This window comes from Jeongeupia chitinilytica, assembly GCF_014652315.1.
Classification (GTDB): Bacteria; Pseudomonadota; Gammaproteobacteria; order Burkholderiales; family Chitinibacteraceae; genus Jeongeupia; species Jeongeupia chitinilytica.
In genome coordinates this window covers 200,104-222,466 of record NZ_BMYO01000005.1, presented here as the reverse complement: position 1 = coordinate 222,466, position 22,363 = coordinate 200,104, and the positions used below count along the sequence as shown (strand labels likewise).

Annotated in this window: 16 protein-coding genes; 7 read left to right on the top strand and 9 right to left on the bottom strand. The window is 64.9% G+C overall.

What is annotated here, in order from left to right; translation table 11 throughout:
- Window position 1 precedes the first annotated feature (1 nt).
- From IE097_RS10820 to IE097_RS10780, 9 genes are all read right to left on the bottom strand, one after another.
- Complete coding sequence (locus tag IE097_RS10820; protein WP_189460605.1) at window positions 2–3,901, bottom strand: translocation/assembly module TamB domain-containing protein; 3,900 nt, start codon at window positions 3,899–3,901, stop codon at window positions 2–4.
- A gap of 1 nt (window position 3,902) precedes the next feature.
- Complete coding sequence (locus tag IE097_RS10815; protein WP_189460603.1) at window positions 3,903–5,657, bottom strand: autotransporter assembly complex protein TamA; 1,755 nt, start codon at window positions 5,655–5,657, stop codon at window positions 3,903–3,905.
- A 627-nt stretch (window positions 5,658–6,284) separates the two neighbouring features.
- The gene (locus IE097_RS10810) at window positions 6,285–6,857 is read right to left on the bottom strand and encodes a chalcone isomerase family protein (protein WP_189460602.1); all 573 of its coding nucleotides are present in this window, start codon (window positions 6,855–6,857) and stop codon (window positions 6,285–6,287) included.
- A 73-nt stretch (window positions 6,858–6,930) separates the two neighbouring features.
- Entirely contained in the window at window positions 6,931–8,136 is a 1,206-nt protein-coding gene (locus IE097_RS10805; protein ID WP_189460601.1) for an acetyl-CoA C-acyltransferase, read from the bottom strand.
- A 191-nt stretch (window positions 8,137–8,327) separates the two neighbouring features.
- Window positions 8,328–10,709 (bottom strand): 3-hydroxyacyl-CoA dehydrogenase/enoyl-CoA hydratase family protein, encoded by a 2,382-nt coding sequence (locus tag IE097_RS10800; protein ID WP_189460600.1) that lies wholly within the window; start codon window positions 10,707–10,709, stop codon window positions 8,328–8,330.
- Between the two features lie 87 nt (window positions 10,710–10,796).
- Complete coding sequence (locus IE097_RS10795) at window positions 10,797–12,194, bottom strand: OmpP1/FadL family transporter (RefSeq protein ID WP_189460599.1); 1,398 nt, start codon at window positions 12,192–12,194, stop codon at window positions 10,797–10,799.
- Between the two features lie 139 nt (window positions 12,195–12,333).
- Complete coding sequence (locus tag IE097_RS10790) at window positions 12,334–14,790, bottom strand: acyl-CoA dehydrogenase (protein ID WP_189460598.1); 2,457 nt, start codon at window positions 14,788–14,790, stop codon at window positions 12,334–12,336.
- 35 nt (window positions 14,791–14,825) lie between these two features.
- A complete protein-coding gene (locus IE097_RS10785; protein ID WP_189460597.1) occupies window positions 14,826–15,473 on the bottom strand; it encodes a TetR/AcrR family transcriptional regulator in 648 nt (215 codons plus the stop codon).
- A 183-nt stretch (window positions 15,474–15,656) separates the two neighbouring features.
- Window positions 15,657–16,058 (bottom strand): YchJ family protein, encoded by a 402-nt coding sequence (locus IE097_RS10780; RefSeq protein WP_189460596.1) that lies wholly within the window; start codon window positions 16,056–16,058, stop codon window positions 15,657–15,659.
- Between the two features lie 76 nt (window positions 16,059–16,134).
- On the opposite strand from IE097_RS10780, the gene IE097_RS10775 reads away from it, so the two are divergent.
- From IE097_RS10775 to IE097_RS10745, 7 genes are all read left to right on the top strand, one after another.
- On the top strand, window positions 16,135–16,812 hold the full coding sequence (locus tag IE097_RS10775; RefSeq protein ID WP_189460594.1) for an HAD family hydrolase: 678 nt from the start codon (window positions 16,135–16,137) through the stop codon (window positions 16,810–16,812).
- A 2-nt stretch (window positions 16,813–16,814) separates the two neighbouring features.
- The gene (locus tag IE097_RS10770) at window positions 16,815–17,585 is read left to right on the top strand and encodes a CHAD domain-containing protein (RefSeq protein WP_189460592.1); all 771 of its coding nucleotides are present in this window, start codon (window positions 16,815–16,817) and stop codon (window positions 17,583–17,585) included.
- Between the two features lie 264 nt (window positions 17,586–17,849).
- Window positions 17,850–18,353: a rhodanese-like domain-containing protein gene (locus IE097_RS10765; RefSeq protein ID WP_189460590.1), complete on the top strand. Its 504-nt coding sequence runs from the start codon at window positions 17,850–17,852 to the stop codon at window positions 18,351–18,353.
- Between the two features lie 3 nt (window positions 18,354–18,356).
- Window positions 18,357–19,322 carry a serine O-acetyltransferase EpsC gene (epsC, locus tag IE097_RS10760; protein WP_189460589.1) on the top strand — a complete coding sequence of 322 codons (966 nt, stop codon included), beginning with the start codon at window positions 18,357–18,359 and terminating at the stop codon, window positions 19,320–19,322.
- Window positions 19,319–19,549, top strand: a complete 231-nt coding sequence (locus IE097_RS10755) for a helix-turn-helix domain-containing protein (protein ID WP_189460587.1) — start codon at window positions 19,319–19,321, stop codon at window positions 19,547–19,549. Before epsC ends, IE097_RS10755 begins: the two co-directional genes overlap by 4 nt.
- A 108-nt stretch (window positions 19,550–19,657) precedes the next feature.
- Complete coding sequence (locus IE097_RS10750; RefSeq protein WP_189460584.1) at window positions 19,658–20,587, top strand: family 2A encapsulin nanocompartment shell protein; 930 nt, start codon at window positions 19,658–19,660, stop codon at window positions 20,585–20,587.
- A 34-nt stretch (window positions 20,588–20,621) separates the two neighbouring features.
- Window positions 20,622–22,358, top strand: a complete 1,737-nt coding sequence (locus IE097_RS10745; protein WP_229797536.1) for a family 2A encapsulin nanocompartment cargo protein cysteine desulfurase — start codon at window positions 20,622–20,624, stop codon at window positions 22,356–22,358.
- Window positions 22,359–22,363 lie beyond the last annotated feature (5 nt).

Genomic DNA, 22,363 nt, shown 5'->3' with positions numbered 1-22,363 from the left:
GCTACCTTGCCGGCACCGCCGGCTTGTCGTCGCCCCAGATCGAATCGAAGTTGATCGAATACTTGGCGTCGACGGTACTTTCATCGGTCCCGATCCGCGTCACGAACGACCAGCGCCGCGACAGCTGCACCGTAAAGCGGACCGCGTCCTTGAGGCCGTTCACGCTCTTGTCGAGCCCCAGCGTCAGCCATTTGTTGAGCCGTTTGCTCACGGTCACCACCTGTGTGGTCGTCCCGTCCTCCATCCGGTCCGAGGCCACACCGACCTCGTCGATCCCCAGATTGCTGAAGATTTCGTCCGAAAAGCTCTCGCCGGGATTGCCGCTCGACAGCGCCGCGTTCAGCAGTTGCAGCAGCACCGCCGAATCGCCCTTTTCCATGTTGTCGGTACCGTGACCGAACAGCAGCCACGACAACTTTTCGTTATCGGGCACGACCGGCACCGAGTAGAGCTTGACCCGCGGATTGAGCGCCGTTCCCTTGACCTCGACCCCGGCCTCGACCGACAGCCCCTGCCGGACCGCGAGGATGTCCAGCCCCGGATTGTCGAGCTGCCCCGAGAACGACACGATGCCGCGCTCGATGGCCAGCTTCTGGCCGTAAGCCCGGTAGGTGCCGTCTTCGACCTTGACGGTGCCGAAGCCCTGCAGGCTCTGGTTCGGCGTTGTGCGCAGCCGCAACAGGCCGGACAGCTGCGCCTCGAGCCCGTAACCGCGGAACGTGAAATCGTCGCCGAGATCGACTTCGAACTGCAGGTTGGCCAGCGGTACCGGCTTGCCGACGTCCTTCTTCTGGCCGACGATCACCACGTCGTCGGACAACTGCGGCACGTCGGTCGAGCGGTAGCGGATGTCGCCATGGTCGGCCCTGAGGTTGCCGGTGACCGACAATCCGTCCTTGCCGTAGCGCACGTCCCCCTTGCCCGACACCACCAGCACCATGTCGGGCTTGTTGATCAGCGTCAGCTGCCGGGCGGTGATGGTGGCATTGGCGTCGGCACCGTTGTCGCTCAGGTCGACCTGGCCGGTGGCACTCAGGTCCCCGCGCCCGCCCTTGAACGTGAAGGTGTCCAGCACCACACGGTTCTGTGCCAGCTTGATTCTGGCCTTGCCGTCCTGCAGCGACACCCCGGTCGCGCCGTCGCGGATGGCCAGATTGTCACCGTTGAGCGTGCCTGCCAGGACGCCTTGCGACGGCGGACCGCTGCGGCTGACGTCGAAATCGACACTGCCCTTCAGCACCAGACTGTCGCTCAGCAACGGCGAAATCTTGGCGAGATCGGGCAGCTTGCCCGTTGCCCGCACGGTCAGCGGCGCCCCCATCTCCACCTGCCACGCCGGCGCATCGACCCGCGTGCCGCCGCTCAGCGCAACCTGCCCGAAGCGGCTGCTGTGCACTTGTCCGTCGAGCGTGATCTGCGACTGACGGGCCTGCGCACGCACGCTCAACTGGTCGAGTTGCAAGGCATGGGCCGGGCTGTGCTCGCTGGCCGGCACCCGGATGTCGCCGCCGATACGCGCCAGACTCACCTCGCCGTCCAGCGTCGCGCCCTGTTTCAGCTGCCAGCGTCCGCCGACAAGCAGATCACTCTGCACCGCCTTGATCCCTGCCAGCTTGAGCAGCTCGGCCGTGACCAGCTTGTCGGCACTGCCGCTGGTCTCGAGCCGCCCCGGCTGCCAGAGCAGGCGTTCAAGCCGGACGCGGCTTTCGCCGACACTGATCCCCACGGCGCCGACCTCGACCCTGGCTGCGCCAAAGCTGGCATCGACGGCCGACTCGAGCCGGACCGGCAGCATCGCCCGGCCTTCAAGCTTGTTGATCCGGCCGCGCCACTGCCACTGCGCATCCAGTCCACCCGCCGCATCGAGGTCGATGCCGACCGCTTCGTCACGATACTGCCCGGCCGCAGCCAGCCGCATCACGTGCGCGCCGCGGGTACCGTTGAGGACAAGCTTGAGCTGGGCAATTTTCGCGTCGAAGCCCTCGAGCCCGGCCAGTTCGGCATCGAAATGCATCGGGCTGTTCAGATCGGCGTAGAGCTGGCCGTCGAGCGCTCCCCTGGCCAGCTTCAGGCCGAACGGCGTCGTCAGCCCGGTCACGCTCAGCGATGTCTTGATCAGCGGCTTGGTGAACGTACCGATCAGTTGCGACGTTCCCTGTACCCGGCCGCCGAATCCGGGACCGAGCTCGCCAAGGCTGTCGAGCGCCAGTTGCAGGTCGAGCTTGTCGTTGGCCGCCCCGAGTGCCCCACGGGCGCTGACCCGGTTGTTGCCGAGCGCCAGCCACAGGTCGGCGTGCTTGAGCCGCGTCTCGCTCAGATCGAGCGTCCCTTTGCCGGACAGCGGCCGATTGTTGAACGTGCTTTGCGCCAGCTCGTAGTTCAGCGTCGCGGTCAGCGCCGGCTTGAGCGCCCCCTTGGCATCCACACGCCCACTGATCCGGCCTGCCGGAACAGTGGCGAATTCGGCCGGATTGACGTTATCGAGCCTGGCCTCGGCGATGAAATCCTCACGCTCGAAGCCGAACTCGCCCTTCAGCGTCAGTGTGCTGTTGCCCCGTTTGAGTTCGGCACTGCGCACGGCGAGGCGGCGCTCGGTCTGCGGCCGTATCCAGCCCAGATCGGCGGTCAGCGCCGCCTTGAAGGTCGGGTCGTCGAGCTTTGCGCGAACGTCCGGTGCCGCATAGGGCCCCTTCAGCTGGATCTGTCCGGCCAGCCGGCTCCTGGGCTGCTGCTGCACCAGATGCGACAGGTCGAGACCGGCAATGTCGATCGTGGCCTCAAGCTGGTCGGCAAGGAAGCGGCCACGTCCCTTGATCTCGCCACCGCCGGGCAGTGACGCCTGCAGGGACGTCAGGTCAAGATGGTCGTCGCCCAGCGCGAACGCGGCGTTGAGCGAGGTCAGCGGAATGCGTTTGGCGTTGGCGGCGCCGGGCAGGGTGTTTTTCAGTGCCAGCCGACCGGCCGCGAGCTGGCCTGTACTTGGAGTCAGCGCCAGATCGATGTCGAGCGACGCCTGCGGCAAACCCGGCTGCAGTGCTGCCGGGTTGACGCCGTGCGCCTTGAGTTGCGCCGCCTTCAGCATCGCATACGCATAGGGCGCAAACACGTCGAGTCGGCCGTCCAGATCGATGCCGATCTTCTCGCCCTTGACCGTCCCGGCAAGGCCGAGGTCGCGCAGCGATCCGCTCAGGGTAAAGCGGCTTTCCAGCTGACGTTCCTCGATCACGCCGCCGTAGCTGAGCCGGCCGCTGACTGCGAACGGTGCGCGCCCGTCCAGCGATAACTGCGCCTTGACCCGGCCCCTCGGGGTATCGAGCTGCTGCAGGTCGAGCCGGTGCACCTTGCCATCGCTGTGGAGGTTCAACCGCACGTGCTGCAGGTCGACCGGCGAGCCTGCAAGGGTGAAACGCTGCAGACTGGCCGCATCCACGTCCACTGCCAGCGGCAGGCTCAGCGACGTCGGCGGTGGCGACGACGGCCGGTTCGGCGGCGACGGCTTGGTGGCGACGTCGAGATGCCCCAGTTCGAGCCGAGTGACCGACAGCCGCCGCACGAGCAAGCCGGCCGGCTCCCAGCCGAGATAGCCGCGATCAAGCCGGACCGTGACCGCATCGGTATCGACGACCAGCCCGTTGATCGTGATGCCGCGCCAGAGCGACCCGTCGAACGACTTGAGCTTGGCGACACCGCTGGCATTGATCCGCCCGGTCAGCCAGCGGTGGCCGCTTGCACTGTCGATCCACGCCAGCCCTCCTGCGACCAGGGCCAGCAGGAGCAGCACGGCCCCCAGTACGCCCCAGACCAGCCAGCGCAGCACGCTTCGCCGGGGCTTGGGTGAGGTCGGCGGCGGCGCGTCCGTCGGCGGCTGTTGCGCGTTCTGGTCCGTATCGGCGTGATTCATGTCAGAACGTCAACCCGAGCGAAAAATAGAAGCGCCATTGTTCGGCATCGAGGCCGTAGGCGAGATCGGCGCCGAGCACGCCCACCGGGCTGACCCAGCGCGCGCCGGCCCCGACACCGGTCTGGCCGTCGAAGCTGCGCCAGGTGTCGGCGGCGTCACCGTAGTCGACGAATACCGCCGCCCGCCAGTCCTTGTAGACCGCATGCTGGTATTCCAGCGTTGCGGTCGCCAGCACCCGGCCCGGCTCGGTCGTATCACCGGACTTGATGCCGAGACTCTGGTAGTCGTAACCGCGGACGCTGTTCGCACCACCGGCACGGAACAGATAGTCGGTCGGCACCTTGGTCGGATCCTTGGTGAAGTTCTGTCCGAGCTCCAGCCGGACAAAGGCGACGTCGCCCTTGCCGATCTTCCAGTACTGCACGCCCTGGCCGTAGAGCTCGACGAACGATTCGTCGGTCGCCACCCCCTGCACTGCGCCGGCGGCCTCAAGTTGCAGGGTGTTGCCCTTCTTCGGGTCGCGGCGGTTGTCGAGGTCGCGACGGATCCACTTGTAGTACGCAACCAAGGCCTGCGGACGCTCGATGTCGTTGTCGGCGTTGACCCGGCGTTCGCGCAGGTACTCGATACCCAGCGTCCGGTCGATCAGGTCTTCCTTGCGAGTCCGGAACACGCCGCCCTTGAGCGTCTGCGTATCCAGCCCCTCGACATCGCTGCTGGTGTAGTTGACGTAGGCGCGATGCGAATAACCGCTTTTGAACTGCGGAAAATCGATCGACACCTCGCCTTCCTGCTCGTCGCCGTCGAGCTTGGCGCGAATGCCGCCGACCCAGCCCCGGTCGAGCAGGTTGTTGTAGTAGTACTGTGCTTCGGCCCTCGGGCCGGTATTGGTGCTGTAGCCCAGCGACAGCGCCAGCTTGTTCAGCGGCACTTCCTGCAGGTTGATCACTACCGGCGCGACATAGGGTGGCGACGTCGACGGGTCGGCCTCGACCACGGCGGCGCCGAACTGCGGCATCGACTGCAGGTCGGACTGCAGATCGGCGAGGTCCTTGCGGCGGTATTCGCCGCCCTCGTGCAGATCGATCCGGTTGCGGACGATCTGCTCCGGATAACGCTGCAACCCCTTGATGGTCACCTCGCCCAGCTTGTATGCCGGGCCGCTGTCGATGACCAGCGTGATGTCGGCAGTATTGCTGGCCGGGTCGACCTTGACCTCGCTTTTGGCGACGTGCGCGGTCAGGTAACGCCGCGCCAGAATGCGGTTGAGTACGCGTTGCTTGGTTTCGGACCACGCCGACTGGGTAAAGACCTCGCCTTCGGCCAGCGCCCAGCCGCCCTCGAGCCGGGCCAGCGAGCGCTTGTAGTAATCCTCGTCCTCGGTAATCGGACCGATCAGTTCGAAATCGATCTTGCCGACCGTGGTGGGCGGACCGGGATCGACGCTGACCACGGCGCGATAGCTGCCGCCGTCATTGTCCAGCTTCGCGGTGATCTTGGGGGAGAAATAGCCCTGGGTATGCAGCAGTGCCGCGGCTTCCTGCGGCGTGCGGTCGACGAGCAGCTGCAGGCTCTCTGGCGAGGTTTTCTTGTCGTCCCGCCAGCGATAGAGGTCGAGGTAACGTTCCAGCAGGTTTTCGATATCCGACGGCGCATCGATCCTGACCTGATACGAGGCGATTTCGGTCTCGTCGCCCCAGGCCAGGCTCGTGGCAAACAGAACACTCAGGATGGCGGAACGCGTCAGGGCGGACATGCAGCGGCAACAGGCAGAAAACATCGTACTTTAGCCGAAAGCCCGTGCGGCGCGGCGATTCGGTACGAAGGATCGACAAACAAAAAAATTGCCCGGCTCAGCCCACAAGGGCCGATGCACGGGCATCAAATAGGAGGAGTCGATAACGGCCAAGAGGCCGGGTACTACAGAGATGCGCGGGACCGCGCAAACATCAACGAACGAGCGTCAGACGCCATCCGTAAGATTTAACGATCAGGCTCTGGGCCTTCTCGACGTTCTTGACGATTTTCAGCAGGGATTTCATGTGCGTCTCCTTGGAGAGGCTCAACGTTGCTTGATGTCAGCTGGCTTGCTGGCATGAGTGGACTTTAGCAAGACTACGCTTATGACGCAAGTGTTTTTGTACTTTTACTACCTATATTCTCGCGTTACGCAATGTAACTGACTACACGCATCGCGTTGTAACCATCAAGAATATTCAAATTTCCGTGTAGCAAGCACGAATTGTTGAAACATAAACATGTAATACCACTACAAAACAAAAGGACTGCCCAGGCAGTCCTTTTGTTTGTGTACGTCGCTCAGCAACCGCCGGAATGTGCAGGCAATGCGCCGTCCCCGGCCGCCGGACACGCCGTCTCGCGCTCAGCGGGCACCGAGCAGTTGCGCCTTCAGCCCGGCCTGCACCGGCGTCTTGCCCAGCCAGATCGACAGCAACGCCGACGCGAAGTCGTCACCGGCAATCAACGGGTAGGCCTTGCCACGCACCGTGACCTTCGTCCCCTGCCCCGGCAGCAGATCCAGCTGGATCACGTCGCCCTTGGCCACGGTCTTGACCTCGCGGAACACCTTGTCGAGTGCATCGAGCTGCGGTGCAAACCGTTTCATCTCACCGGCGGACACATTGTCCTGCAGTCCGTCGACGAACGATTCGTGCATCGTGCCCGCCGACACTTCGCGCAGCATGCGCAGTTCCATCCGCCGTGGCGTCGTGGCGCCGATGACGGCTGCGGCATCTCCGACCTTTGCGCCGGTATACAGCGATGCCACGTAGACGTCGAACACGACCTTCTTGCGCACGCCGGCACCATTCAGTTGCAGCGACTGGCCGGCCACTTCGGCCTTGTCGGGCACCGTCGTGCCCGCAACTTCGAGCGCGCTGGCCACGCCGGCGGTCAGCGCCAGCATCAGGGCCAGCGTCATTGCGCGTTTTTTCATTGTCGTCCTCCAGAAAAAAAGCCCACGGGATGAGCGTGGGCAAAAGACAGGCAGAGTCAAACTCGTTGCGGCCTCACAGCACCTGGATGATGCCGGCGGCACCCATGCCGGTGCCGATGCACATCGTCACCATGCCGTAGGCACCCGGCTTGCCCTGGCGGCGCAGGCCGTGGATCAGCGTTGCGGCGCGGATGGCGCCGGTGGCGCCGAGCGGGTGGCCGAGCGCAATCGCCCCCCCGTTCGGGTTCACCTTGCTCATGTCCAGATCCAGATCACGGCTGACGGCCAGCGCCTGTGCGGCAAAGGCTTCGTTCAGCTCGATCCACGACAGGTCGTTCAGCGTCAGGCCGGCCTGCTTCAGGGCGGCCGGAATCGCTTCCTTCGGACCGATGCCCATGATCGCCGGCGGCACGCCCTTGACCGCGAAGGTCGTGAACTTGGCCAGCGGGGTCAGGTTGTATTCCTTCAGGACCTTTTCCGACACCAGGATCAGCGCACCGGCGCCGTCTGACATCTGCGAGCTGTTGCCGGCAGTAACCGAACCCTTGGCGGCGAACACGGTCTTGAGCTTGGCCAGGCCTTCGAGGCTGGTGCCCGCACGCGGGCCTTCGTCGGTGGTCAGCGTTTTGCTCACCAGCTCGACTTCCCCGGTGGCCAGATTCGGCACGCGGTAGGTCACGTCGAGCGGGGTGATCTCATCGGCAAATGCACCCGACTCGATCGCGGCCAGCGCACGGCGGTGCGACTCGACCGCGAACGCATCCTGATCCTCGCGGCTGACGTTCCACTGGGTGGCAACCTTCTCGGCGGTCAGGCCCATGCCGAAGGCGATCGCCATGTTTTCGTTGTTGGCGAAGAATTCCGGGTTCAGGGCGATCTTGTTGCCCATCATCGGCACCATCGACATCGACTCGGCACCGGCGGCGACCATCACGTCGGCTTCACCGACACGGATGCGGTCGGCGGCCATCGACACCGCATTGATGCCCGACGAGCAGAAACGGTTGATGGTGATGCCGCCGACGGTGTCCGGCAGGCCGGCGAGCAAGGCGCCGATCCGCGCCATGTTCATGCCCTGCTCGGCTTCAGGCATCGCGCAGCCGACGACGACGTCGTCAACGCGCGCCGGATCAAGCCCCGGCACCTGCGCCATCGCACCCTTGATCACGTGGGCCAGCATGTCGTCCGGACGCACGTGCTTCATCATGCCGCGCGGCGCCTTGCCGACCGGCGTGCGGGTCGCAGCGACGATATAGACTTCCTGAATCTGTTTGCTCATGGTGAGCTCCTGATTTGTTGCACTTGCGACCTCAAGGGTCGCCAACTGTGTCAGAACCGCGAGAGCTGCGGGAAGGCCGTGGTGCAGGGCAAGGGACGGGGATGGCGAGACAGCGGAATGGGCTGAAGCCCATGAGCATGCCGAACCAGCCCCGGTGACGCCGCCATGCGCCGCGGAGGCCCGCAGACCGGTCAGTTTCGTAGCGGTTTGTTGTTCTCGAGCATGTACATGATGCGTTCCTGGGTCTTGCCCTTCTTCAGCAGGCCCATGAAGCGCTCGCGCTCCAGCTTGAGAATCCACTCCTCGTTCACCAGCGTGCCGGCTTCGACGTCGCCGCCGGTCACGACCTCGGCGATCTGCACGCCGATGTGGTAGTCGTACTTGGAGATGAAGCCGCCTTCGAGCATGTTCACCAGCTGCCCCTTGATCGTCGCGGCGCCGGTACGGCCGGCCACCGGGAACGCCTTCGGCTTCACCGGTGCGCGGTAGCCGGTCGCGGCCAGCGCGCGGACCTGCGCCTGGGCGACGAACAGCAGCTCGTTGCTGTTGAACAGCACGATGTCCGACTCGCGCAGGTAACCGATCTGTTGGCCTTCTTCGGCACTGGTGCCGACCTTGGCCATCGCCATTGCCAGGTAGTAGTCCTTGAGCACGCCGAGGATGTCGCCACCCTTGGCTTCGCGGCTGGCGCGCAGCGCGAACTCCTTGCAACCGCCACCGGCCGGCAGCAGGCCGACGCCGACTTCGACGAGGCCGATATAGGTTTCGACTGCAGCCACAACCCGCGCGCAGTGCATCAGGAACTCGCAGCCACCGCCGAAGGCGTAGCCCTGCGCCGCGCCGACCACCGGGACCTTGGCGTACTTGATCGCCATCGACGCACGCTGGAATTCGGCAACCATGTTTTCGATCGCGTCGAAATCACCGGTCATGAAGGCCGGGCCCATGCTGGCCAGATCGGCGCCGACCGAGAACGGCGCATCCGGATGCCAGAGCACCAGCCCCTGGAAGCGCGCTTCGGCGATGCGGATCGCTTCCTGCACGCCGGCCAGCACGCCGGCACCGATGCAATGCGCCTTGGTCTTGAACGACAGCACCGGCACGTCGGTTGCTGCCGGCGGCAGCCACATGCGAACGCTGTCGTTCTCGTACACGGTTTCGCCAAAATTCGGCTCGGCGTCGCCAACGAGTTGCGGCGGATACAGCTGACGGCCGTAGACCGGCAGCGTCGAACGACCAATGAGCTTGTTCTGCGCCGCGCTGTACGAACCTTCCGGCGCATGCACGCCATCGCGCTGGACCACCCAGGCCGGCAGCGGGATCGATGCCATGGTTTTGCCGGCAGCGATATCGGCGCTCACCGCTTCGGCCACGGCCTTCCAGCCGGCGGCCTGCCACAGCTCGAACGGGCCCTGCTTCCAGCCGAAGCCCCAGCGGATCGCGAAATCGATGTCGCGGGCCGAATCGGCGATGCCGTCCAGCAGGGTGGCGACGTAATGCCACACATCGCGCAGGCAGGCCCAGAGGAACTGGGCCTCCGGATGTGCCGACTCGCGCAGCGCCTTGACCTTGGCCGCCGGGTCTTCCAGCTTCAGGATCGCCTTGACCTCGTCGCTGCCCTTCTGGCCGGACGGCACGTACTGGCCCGCCTTCGGGTCGAGCACGAAAATGTCGCGGCCTTCTTTCTTGTAGATGCCGGCGCGGGTCTTCTGGCCCAGCGCGCCCTGCTCGATCAGCGCGGCCAGCCAGGCCGGGCTCTTGTAGTACGCCGCCCACGGATCATCCGGCAGGTTGTCGGTCATGGTCCTGACGACGTGCGCGAAGGTATCCAGGCCGACGACATCGGCGGTGCGGAAGGTCGCTGACTTCGGACGGCCCATGCGCGGGCCGGTCAGATCGTCGACAACGTCGAAACGGATGCCGAACTGTTCGGCGTGGTGGATCGTCGCCAGCATCGAGAACACACCGATGCGATTGGCGATGAAGTTCGGGGTGTCCTTGGCGCGCACGACGCCCTTGCCCAGACGGGTGACCAGGAAGGTCTCCAGCGCGTCAAGCTCGGCGGTTTCGGTGCCGGCGGTCGGGATCAGCTCCACGAGGTACATGTAGCGCGGCGGGTTGAAGAAGTGGATGCCGCAGAAGCGGGGCTTCAGTTCACCCGGTACGCCATCGGCCAGTTTCTGGATCGACAGGCCGGAGGTATTGGTCGCGAGAATCGCGTGCGGTGCGAGGTGCGGTGCGATCTTGGCGTACAGATCGAGTTTCCAGTCCAGGCGTTCGGCGATCGCTTCGATCACCAGATCACAGTCGCCCAGCCTGGCCAGATCGCTGCCGTAGTTGGCGGCGTCGATCAGTTCGGCACGCATCGCCGACATCAGCGGTGCGGGCTTGAGCTTCTTGAGGTTGTCGATGGCCTTGAGCACGATGCCGTTGGCCGGGCCCTCTTTGGCCGGCAGATCGAAGAGCACGGTCTCGATACCGGCGTTGGCGAGATGGGCGGCAATCTGCGCTCCCATGACACCGGCACCGAGCACCGCAACCTTGCGGATCTGTTTCTGCGATACGTTAGACATGCAATATATCCCCGCGTGGAAAACGCCCCAGAAGGCAGCGGCCGGCCGGCCGCCCGGCGGACGGGTTGCCCCGCCCGCCGTCCTGCCTTAGAAGCGGTAGTTGAGTTGTGCGCCAAGAATGTTGGCGTAGCTCTTGAAGTTGGCCTTGGTCGTCGTGCCGCTGCCGGTACACCCGTTGGCCGGCGAGCACTCGGTGTTGTTCATGCTCGCGTCCTGGATATCGACATAGGTATAGGCAACGTCCAGCGACAGGTCCTTGTTGAAGGCGTAGTTGGCGCCGATCGAGTACCAGATGCGGTCGTTGTCCGGCAGTGCGGCAATGCGCTCGCTGTCGCTCGGCACCGGGCTCTGGTCATAGGCGAGGCCGAAGCGCAGCGTCAGCGGATCGTTGACCTTGTAGGTCGCACCGAGCGAGTAGCGGCTGGTGTTCTTCCAGTCCTGCTCGATGACCGCGTCCGGCAGGCCGGTCTCGAACTTCAGCCGCAGTTCTTCGAACTTCGAATGCCAGGTGTAGGTCCAGTCGCCCATGATGGCGAACTGGTCGTTGATCACCTTGTAGAAGTTCAGCGAGTACGAATCCGGCGTGTCGACTTCGACGGTGCCGTTGCCGTTGCGGTAGCCCTTGAGTGCCAGGTTGCCGATCACGGTGGCATCCAGCGCGCCCAGACCCAGGGTGCCCGGACGCGACCAGTTGGCATCGCCTTCGAGGCTGTGCTTGATGCTCGAGCGGTAGGCGGTACCGACGCGCAGCGTCGGATCGATCTGCCACATCGCGCCCAGATTGAACCCGAACGCCCAGTCGGTGCCTTCGTAATCGAGCTCGCCGTCGTACTGGCCGGTACCGGCGAGCAGCTTCGGATTGCTCGCCGCCAGCGGCTTGCCGCCGACGACCGTCGCACCGGCCTGGGTGCCGAAGTCCGCGCGCTTCTTGAACTTGGCGTCCATGTACTGCGCGGTCACGCCGGCACCGACCGAGAACTGGTCGTTGATCTTGTAGGCAAAGCTCGGATTGATCGCGATCGTCTTCAGGTCGAGGTTGTTGCCGTTGTAGCGGCCCACCCAGTCGCTGTTGTACTCGATCGCGTCGCCGAACGGCACGAAGATGCCCAGACCCAGCCACACCTTCTCGTTCAGCTGGTACGACGCGTACAGCTGCGGCACGGCGACCGGCGAGGTCGGATCACCGGCGTCGCCACCGCTGACCGGACGGCCTGCCGCCGTCGTCGCGGTCACGTTTTCGGCCTTGACGTGCGCATCCACCACCACCAGACCGGCGGAGATGTTGGTGCCCGGCAGATAGGTCATGCCGGCCGGATTGTAGAAAATCGTCGTGGCATCCTGAGCCGCGGCGCCCGCCGAATTGGCGACCCCTTGCGCGCTGACGCTCTGTACGCCGAAGTTGTAACCGGATGCGTTGGCCCCGGCCGCTGCCACGACCAGGCTCCCTGCACCAATCATGCGCAACGCAAACGCGATCTGTTTCATTCGTGCTCTCCTTAGACGCAGCAGTGCTGCAAGCTTTGTTTGTGAATCACTCTTTTAAAACGAGCGATTTATCTATGGTTCGGCACTGGCGATGTAGTGTCAATAATCACACTACCTATCGCCCCGTTTCGTTGCACGTTCAGATCACTTTGCGGTGGATTGCACCAGAATCGGCCATCGCCAGCTGCGGATCGAAGTCGTCGACCATGATCACTTCGCGCTTCAGGCGGCGTGCACGCTGCACCGCGGCGAATTCGATGTCGTTGATCAGGCCCTTGCTGCGCGCGTCGTCGAGCTTGTCCTGCGCGGTGATGCCGGCCAGCTGACCCTTGCGCTGCGCGCTGCGCAGCTTGCCTTCGAGTGCTTCGGTCTCGATCACGGCCTTCAGTGCATGCTCCAGCACGCCGACGGCATCGTTCTCGTCCTTCGAGCGGTACATGTAGTGCACCAGGCGATCCCGCGAGGCCGACGGCTCCATCAGCAGCTTGGCGACAGCGGTGCCGGTGCGGTCGCTGGCCGGCTTGTACGACTGGCCGAACGGGAACACCACGCGGCGCATCAGCCACGCCAGCGCACCGCTCGGGTGGTTGGCGAGAAAACCGTTCATGGCTTCCTGGCAATCGAACAGCGCGGTCTCGACGGCCCAGCGCAGCAGCGGCAGGTCTTCCTTCGGCGCACCGTCGTCCTCGAACTTCTTCAGTGACGCAGTGGCGATGTACAGGTTCGACAGCATGTCGCCGAGACGGGCCGACAGCTTTTCCTTGAACTTCAGGCTGCCGCCGAGCGAGGCCATGCCCATGTCGGCGAGGAAGGCGAATGCCGACGACAGACGCGTGATGTCGCGATAGTACTGCGCGGTCGGGCCGCTCTTGCCGCCGCCGGCCAGCTTGGCACCGGTTGCGCCGAGCACCAGCGCACGCACCGCGTTCGATACCGTGAAGCCGATATGACCGATCACCGCGTCGTCGAAGGCCTTGCCGTCGTTGCCCATGGCCGCGCGCATTTCCTTCAGCACGAACGGATGACAGCGGATGGCGCCCTGACCGAAGATGATCATCGACCGGGTCAGGATGTTCGCGCCCTCGACCGTGATCGCGACCGGAATCGCGCCATAACCGAGCGCCAGGTAGTTGCGCGGACCGGTGCAGACGGCCTTGCCGGCATGCACGTCCATCGCGTCGTTGATGGTTTTGCGCATGCGTTCGGTGTTGTGGTACTTGAGGATGCCCGACAGCACCGACGGCTTTTCGCCCAGATCGAGCGCAGTCAGCGCCAGACGTTGTGCGGCATCCATCTGATAGGTGAAGCCACCGATCCGGCCCAGTGCTTCGTCGACACCTTCGAACTTGCCGATCGACATGCCGAACTGGTTGCGGATGCGGGCATAGGCACCGGTGGTGTACGAGGCGAGCTTGCCCGAGGCGACCGACATCGCCGGCAGCGAGATGCAGCGGCCGACCGACAGGCACTCGACCAGCATGCGCCAGCCCTGGCCGACGTAATCCTTGCCGCCGATGATCCAGTCCATCGGAATGAACACGTCCTTGCCCCAGTTCGGGCCGTTCTGGAACGTCGCGGTACCCGGATAGTGGCGACGGCCGATGCTCACGCCTTCGTGGTTGGTCGGAATCAGCGCGCAGGTGATGCCGATGTCTTCCTTGTCGCCGAGCAGATGCTCCGGGTCGTAGAGCTTGAACGCCAGGCCGAGCACGGTCGCGACCGGGCCGAGCGTGATGTAGCGCTTTTCCCAGGTCACGCGCATGCCGAGCACGTTGTCGTGCTTCTCGCCGGTACGCGGATCGGTGTAGCTGCCGCGGCAGACGATGCCGTAGTCGGGAATGCCGCCGGCGTCCGAACCCGCTTCCGGGCTGGTCAGTGCGAAGCACGGAATGTCGAGACCCTTGGCAAGGCGCGGCAGATAGTAGTTCTTCTGCGCGTCGGTGCCGTAGTGCTGCAGCAGTTCACCCGGGCCGAGCGAGTTCGGCACCATCACGGTCACCGCGGCCGAGCCCGAACGGGTGGCGATCTTGGTGACGACGCGGGCGTGGGCGTAGTTCGAGAACTCCTTCCCGCCGAACTGCTTCTTGATGATCATGCCCAGGAAGCCGTTGTCCTTGATGAACTGCCAGACTTCGGGCGGCAGATCCTTGGTTTCCTGCGTGATCTGCCAGTCGTCGAGCATCTGGCACAGCGTTTCGGTCGGGCCGTTGAGGAAGGCCTCTTCCTCGGCAGTCAGCTTCGGCGCCGGATAGCTGTGCAGCTTGTTGTAGTCGGGCTTGCCCGAGAACAGGTCACGGTCCCACCAGACGGTGCCGGCGTCGATCGCTTCCTGTTCGGTCTGCGACATCGGCGGGGTGATTTTCTTGAAGACAGAGAACAGCGGACCGGTGACGATCGCGCGGCGCAGCGGCTTGAGGTTCAGCACCGCAAGCACGGCGAGCGCGCCCGCACCCCAGCCCCAGTGCGCACCTTGCACGGCGATACAGTAGCCCAGACCTGCCAGGACCACGAGGGACGTCAGCCACAACGGTGCCCGCTTGTACGCGAGCACCAAAAAGGCGACCAGAACAACGGCGATTCCGATCAGTGCGGTCATGATGAACTCTCTCCTCTTGAGGGGAAAAGCAGACGTCAGCCGGCAGACGGGGCATTGAGCCCCGCGACGACAAACGGCAGCAGCATGCGCGCGACCAGCTCCGGGTCCCGCGCGTTGACGATGGGTTGCGCCATGAACAGACGCAGCACGTTGTTGCCGGCGAACGCGTTGAACAGCGCGCTCGACAGGAAATGGAAACGCCAGTGCAGTTCGAGCTCGGACAGGTGCGGCATGGCCCGGCCCAGTGCGGCGATGTAGCGGCGCGAAACTTCGCCGTAGCGGCGCGGCATGCTTTCCTTCAGCGCCGGATGCGGCTCGACGAAGGTGCGTGCCAGCAGCTTCACGAACAGCTGGCCACCGTAGTCGGGCTCGTTGCCCATCTGCAGCGCGGCGTTGGTGAAGGCGTGGACGATCTGCAGCGCGCTCGGCACCGGATTGGCACGCTCGGCCTCTTCCAGGTGTGCAAGCATCAGTTGCGAGAACGGCTCGGCACGGCGCTCGAACACGGCCTTGAACAGGCCGTCCTTCGAACCGAAGTAGTAATTGACCGCAGCGATGTTGACGCCGGCAGCCTGCGTGATCAGTCGCATCGACGTGGCATGGAAGCCATGTTCGACAAACAGCTTTTCGGCGGCATCGAGGATGCGCGCCGAGGTTTCGAGTGCTTTGGCCGATTCAGCCATCTTCTGCTCCTTGTGTTTTGTAATCGACCGATCACAATTTCAAACACATGTTTGAAAAGTACGCTTCGCGTTGACCTGCGTCAAGCATTGAAGCAAACGATCGTTTTAATTTTGACGCATCGGCACCACAAACGCACAACCGGCCCGGCCGGACGGCCGCTTCCGGTGCATCAGTGGCCCGACTCAACCCGCGTCGACGTCACCGTCGATGTACAGCCAGCCTGCTTGCGGGTCACGACGGAAGCGGCTGCGCTCGGTCAGCCGCTCCGCCTTGCCCCCGGCCTTGTAGAAGGCGGTAAAGGCAACCTCGGCGGTGTCGCCGGCCGGAAAGTGTCCGGCCACTTCAAGGCGGAGCCATTTGATCGGAGCGTCGTCGGCCAGACCGAGCGATGCCGGTCGGGTTTCCGGCGCCCAGCTCGCCAGCAGGTAGGGCTCGAGTCCGAGCACGTAGGCGCAGTAGCGCGAGCGCATCAGCGCCTCGGCATCCGGCGCCGGTTGCCCGGCGTGATAGCGGCCACAGCACGCTGCATAGATCAGGCCGCTGCCGCACGGACAGTCGCCGGGCTGCGGTTTGCGTTTTGACATGGATTTCCCCCTTCGCTGCGGCCGGACGGCCGCATCGGTTAAACTACCGCTTTACTGGAAACCCGGATTATCTGCGATGCAGCCCTTCCCCGCCCGCGGTGCCATTTTCGACATGGACGGCCTGTTGCTCGATACCGAACGGATTGCCTGCCGTGCCTGGCAACACGCGGCCGACGAGCTGGGCGTATCGATCGACGAATCTGTCGTCCTCGGCATGGTCGGCATGCATTCGAGCAAGGTGGAAACCTACCTCACCGGCGAGCTTGGCCCGGACTTCCCGGTCAACGCCATCCGTGACACGACGCATCGCCACTACCTGAAACTGACCGAAGCGCCGATTCCGCTGAAGTCCGGCGTACACGCGCTGTTCGACTGGTTCCGTGATCGCGGCATCCCGATCGCCGTGGCGACGTCGACCCGCCGCAGCATCGCCGAGCATCACCTCAAGGCGGCCGGACTCTGGGACTACCTCAGCGCCAGCCGCTGCGGCGACGAAATCGTCCACCCGAAGCCGGCACCCGACATCTACTTGGCCGCGGCCAGTGCGCTCGGCGTGGCGGCCGGCGACTGCTTTGCCTTCGAGGATTCGAATTTCGGCGTCAAGGCAGCGCATTCGGCCGGTTGCCGCGTCGCGATGATTCCCGACCTGCGCCAGCCCGATGCCCACACGCTGACGCTGGAGGTGCCGGTGTTCGGCTCGCTGCACGATGCACTCACCTGGGTGCAGGCGCAGACCGCCCCGGAGCAGGTCTGATCATGAACCGGCTGCGGCGCTGGCAACGGCGGCTCAGACGGGACGCGCTCGCAATCGAAGCCGCATACGCCGCGTTGCAAGCCGGCAGCGACGACCCGGAGGCCTTGCACACACTGCGCGTTGCCGTGCGCGGCTTGCGGGCCTCGCTGGCACCGTTTGCCGCTCGACCGGACATCGCCATCATCCGTGCCGAACTGGGTGCACTGGCCCACGACACCAATGTCTTGCGTGACGACGAGGTGGTCCTTGCGCTGCTGGCCACCCTGCCGGGCAGCGGGGCACTGCTGGCAACACTGACACCGGCCGCTGAACAGACGACGCTGGTTACCGTGCTGACCTTGCACGGCACCGCCATCGATACGCTGCACCTGCGCGTTCTGCAGGCCGTCGATGCACTCGATCAGACGCGACTGGAAGCCGGCAGCCGGCTGGCCACACGACGCGCGCGGCGCAAAATGCACCGTACCCTCGAGCAGCTGACGCCCGCCACCCCTGCCAGCCAATGGCACGCGGCCCGTCTGCTCGTCAAAAAGGCGCGCTATCTGCACGACGGTCAGGCCTTGTGGCTGGACAAGCGCTGGCAGCGCTTCGGCCCGCAGTGCAAGCCAGCACAGGAAGCACTGGGCCATCTGCATGATCTGGACGTCCTGCATCAGCGGTACGGCGGTCAGTTCGACCCGGCCCTTGCCGAAGCCTGGCAAGCGGCACGTCACCATGGCCTCGCCAACGCCGATGCTGCGGTCTGGGCGCTGGCAAGGGTCCTGAAAGGCTGAAGCAGCGTACAACCGCCGCGGTCACCGGCACAGCCCCGCAACCGCGGGGCTTTTTTGCGCCCATTGTGATGGTATCCCGCGCGGGCATTTCCGGTTTGATCCGGTTGTTGGCGATCGCGGCCACAACATTACACCGACAAATAACCACTAGGAATAAATTGAATATTTGATATTCCTTTACGACCAATCGCCTGATTTTTATCCTGCCCGGACCAGATCGCGCAAACCGGCAGCGCGACATTGCCCAGACAGGAGAAGAACCAGATGTCCAATACCGCCCTCGCCCCGCAGACCGACAGCCCCAACGCAGGTCGCCCGGCCAACGCGCATCCCTTGCTGATTGCGGCACGCCAGCGACTCGACCCGGCACACGCTGCGTTTGCAGGCAGCGTCACGCCCCAAGAGGCCTGGCAGCTGGTCGGCGATGGTGCAGCGCGGCTGGTCGACGTGCGCTCGCCCGAGGAAGTGAAGTTCGTCGGTGCCGTGCCCGGCACACTCAACGTTCCTTGGGCATCGGGCACCGCACTGAACCGCAACCCGCGCTTCGTGAAGGAACTGGAAACCAGGACCGGCGGCAAGGATGCGGTACTGCTGCTGCTGTGCCGCAGCGGCAAACGCTCGGCCGAAGCCGCAACGGCGGCCAGCAAGGCCGGCTTCAGCCAGGTCTTCAACGTGCTGGAAGGCTTCGAGGGCGAACTGGACGCGCAGCAGCGGCGCGGCACGATCGGTGGCTGGCGCCACCATGACCTGCCCTGGCTGCAGGACTGAACCATGAAGATCGCCGACACGCCCCCGCTTGTCACTCCGGCCACCGACAGCAGCCTGTGGCCGCTGCACCAGATCGTTGCCGACCTGCGCACCATCCGCAGCCAGTGGCGGACCTCGCAACAGCGCCTGCCCGAACCCAGCAGCCGCGAGCTGCCTTCCCGCGATGTCCTGACCACGATCGCCCACGCCCTGCGCGGTGCGCTGTTTCCGCTGCGGCTGGGGCCGGCCGACCTGCGCCCGGCCAGCGAGGATTTCTACGTCGGTCACACGCTCGACTCGGCGCTCAATGCGCTGCTCGGCCAGGTCAAGCTCGAACTCAACTTCGCCGGCCGCACCCGGCCGGACGACGCCGGCACCCAGCTCGACCAGCAGGCCCGCGACATCGTCCGGACCTTTGCCACCGGGCTGCCCGAGATCCGCCGGCTACTCGACAGCGATGTCGAAGCCGCCTACCTCGGCGACCCGGCCGCGCGCAGCGTCGACGAAATCCTGCTGTGCTATCCCGGCATCATCGCCATCATCCATCACCGTCTCGCCCACGCGCTGTACGTGCTCGGCGTTCCGCTGCTGGCCCGCATCGTCGCCGAACTCGCTCACGCCGAAACCGGCATCGACATCCACCCCGGCGCGCGGATCGGTCGCGGTTTCTTCATCGATCACGGCACCGGTGTCGTCATCGGCGAAACGGCCGTCATCGGCGAACGCGTGCGGCTGTACCAAGCCGTCACGCTGGGCGCCAAGCGCTTCGACACCGACGCCAGCGGCGCACTGCACAAGGGCCTGCCGCGCCACCCCACTGTCGGCGACGACGTCGTGATCTACGCCGGCGCCACGATTCTCGGCCGCATCACCATCGGCCACGGCTCGGCCATCGGCGGCAATGTCTGGCTGACGCGCAGCGTTCCGCCCGGCAGCATCATCACGCAGGCCAGCCTGCGCCAGCAGACCCAGGACGAGGCGACTACATGACGAGCCGCTATCTGCACTTCGGCCGGATCATCCGGCACGCCCGCGAATCCCATGCCTGGTCGCAGGAGGCCCTCGCCGAGCGCGCCGACCTCAACCGCTCCTATCTGGGCGAGATCGAGCGCGGCGCGGTCGTGCCGTCGTTGCACACCATGGCCAAGCTTGCGCAGGCGCTCGGACTCAAATTGTCCGAACTCGTCGCCCGCTGCGAGGAAACCACCCTCGCCTGAATGCCGGATTGCCCCGGCGAGCGGCATTGATGGCGATAGCATGTTGAGCTTACTTCATGCCAAGCGGATATTTGCATATTCCATTTATGCATAAACAGGAGCCGTTTGATGTCCGCCCAACAAGACCCGCAACTGGCACTCGGCGACAACGCCGCCCGCCAGCTTGCGAATGCCACCAAGACCGCCCCCCAGCTTTCGATCATCACTCCGCGCTGGCTGACGCATTTGCTGCAGTGGCAACCGGTCGAGGCCGGCATCTACCGCCTCAACAAGGTCAAAAACCCGCTCGACGTGCGCGTGGCGTGCTCGCAGCGCGACGAAGCCGAACTGCCGAACACCTTCGTCGCTTACGACGAGCAGCCGCGCGAGTACTTCCTGAACGCCGTGACCACCGTGCTGGACGTGCACACCCGCGTGTCGGACCTGTATTCGAGCCCGCACGACCAGATCAAGGAACAGCTGCGCCTGACGATCGAAACGATCAAGGAAAGACAGGAAAGCGAGCTGATCAACAACCCGGATTACGGCCTGCTGGCCAATGTCGCCGACGAACAGCGTATTTCGACGCTGACCGGCGCGCCGACACCGGACGACATGGACGACCTGATCACCAAGGTCTGGAAAGAGCCCGGCTTCTTCCTCACCCACCCACTGGCGATTGCCGCTTTCGGCCGCGAATGCACTCGTCGTGGCGTGCCGCCGCCGACGGTCAGCCTGTTCGGTTCGCAGTTCCTGACATGGCGCGGCATTCCGCTGGTGCCGTCGGACAAGGTCCCGGTCGAAGACGGCAAGACCAAGATCCTGCTGATCCGCAGCGGCGAAAAGCGCCAGGGCGTGGTCGGCCTGTTCCAGCCGGGCCTCGCCGGCGAACAGAGCCCGGGCTTGTCGGTGCGCTTCATGGGCATCAACCGCAATGCGATCGCGTCGTACCTGATCTCGCTGTACTGCTCGCTGGCCGTGCTGTCGGACGACGCACTGGCTGTTCTCGATGATGTGGAAATCGGCAAGTACCATGACTATCCAGACACTTACAAGTGAGGCGGTTCCGGCAGGCTTGCCGGACGAGCCGAGCTTGGCGGACGAGTTGACCCTGAACCGGTGGGCCGGCGAATTCTTTGCCTCGCTGCCGGGCAACCCGCTGGACGAGCTGCGCAACCGGGCAACGCCGCCGCGTGCGGCCGAGCCGGCCATCGTGCTGGGTAGTGGTACGCCCACGCTTGCACCGGTGGCACCGCCGGGCGAAGCCCCGGCCGGCACCGGAATCCCCCGCAGCAGCAGTGCCCAGCCCGGCCTGCCGGAAAGCTATGCCGCAGCCTTGCCGGGTGTGCCCGCGCCGTCGGCACCGTCCGCATCGTCACCGTTCTACTTCCTTGACCACGGCTATCCGGCCGGCGCCGGCCTGGTGGTCCCGGACCGGATCGCCGTCCAGCCCTTCGGCTTTCCGGGTGACGCGGCACTGCGTTCCTTGCTGGCGGAAATCGATCATCGTCCGCCGGTATCGGCAGCGCCGTCAGGCCCGAGTGGCCACTTCTACTTTCTGGATCCGCTGACCGAACGCCGGCAGACCGCGGCAGCACCGCAAGCAGCCAGCAGCGCAACGATCGACGTCAACCGGGTACGGCGTGACTTCCCCATCCTGCAGGAGCGGGTGAACGGCAAGCCGCTGATCTGGCTCGACAACGCGGCGACGACGCACAAGCCGCAATCGGTGATCGACCGGATCGCGTACTTCTACGCGCACGAGAACTCCAACATCCACCGCGCCGCGCATGAACTGGCCGCGCGGGCCACGGACGCCTACGAGGCGGCCAGGCAGAAGGTGACGAAGTTCCTGGGCGCCCCTTCGCCGGACGAAATCATCTTCGTCCGCGGTGCAACCGAGGCGATCAACCTCGTGGCCAAAAGCTGGGGAGCGGCCAATATCGGCGCCGGTGACGAGATCATCGTCTCCAACCTCGAGCATCACGCCAATATCGTGCCGTGGCAGCAGCTGGCCGCCGAGAAAGGCGCACGCATCCGCGTGATTCCGGTCGACGACAGCGGCCAGATTTTGCTCGACGAATACCGCAAGCTGCTGAACAGCCGGACCCGGCTGGTGGCGGTCACGCAGGTCTCCAATGCGCTGGGCACCATTACGCCGGTCCACGAGATCATCGCACTGGCGCACGGCGTGGGCGCCAAGGTACTGGTCGACGGCGCACAGGCAGTCTCGCACCTGCGCGTCAACGTTCAGGCCATGGATGCGGATTTCTACGTGTTCTCCGGCCACAAGGTCTTCGCCCCGACCGGCATCGGCGTGGTCTACGGCAAGAAGGCGATCCTCGACCAGATGCCGCCGTGGCAGGGTGGCGGCAACATGATTGCCGACGTGACCTTCGAGCGCACGCTGTACCACGGCGCGCCGGCGCGCTTCGAGGCCGGCACTGGCAACATTGCCGATGCGGTCGGTCTGGGCGCCGCGATCGATTACATCGAGCAGCTGGGACTCGAGAACATCGCGGCCTACGAACACGCCCTGCTCGACTACGCCATGCATGGTCTGGGCACCATTCCCGGCCTGCGACTGATCGGCACCGCACAGCACAAGACGAGTGTGGCGTCGTTCGTACTGCAGGGTTACCGCACCGAGGAAGTCGGCGACGCGCTCAATCGCGAAGGCATTGCCGTGCGTTCCGGTCACCACTGCGCACAGCCGATCCTTCGCCGTTTCGGTGTAGAGGCCACGGTGCGCCCTTCGCTGGCGTTCTACAACACCTGCGAGGAGGTCGACCGGCTGGTCAGCGTAGTGCGCGGTCTGGCGCGGCGCTGAGGTTG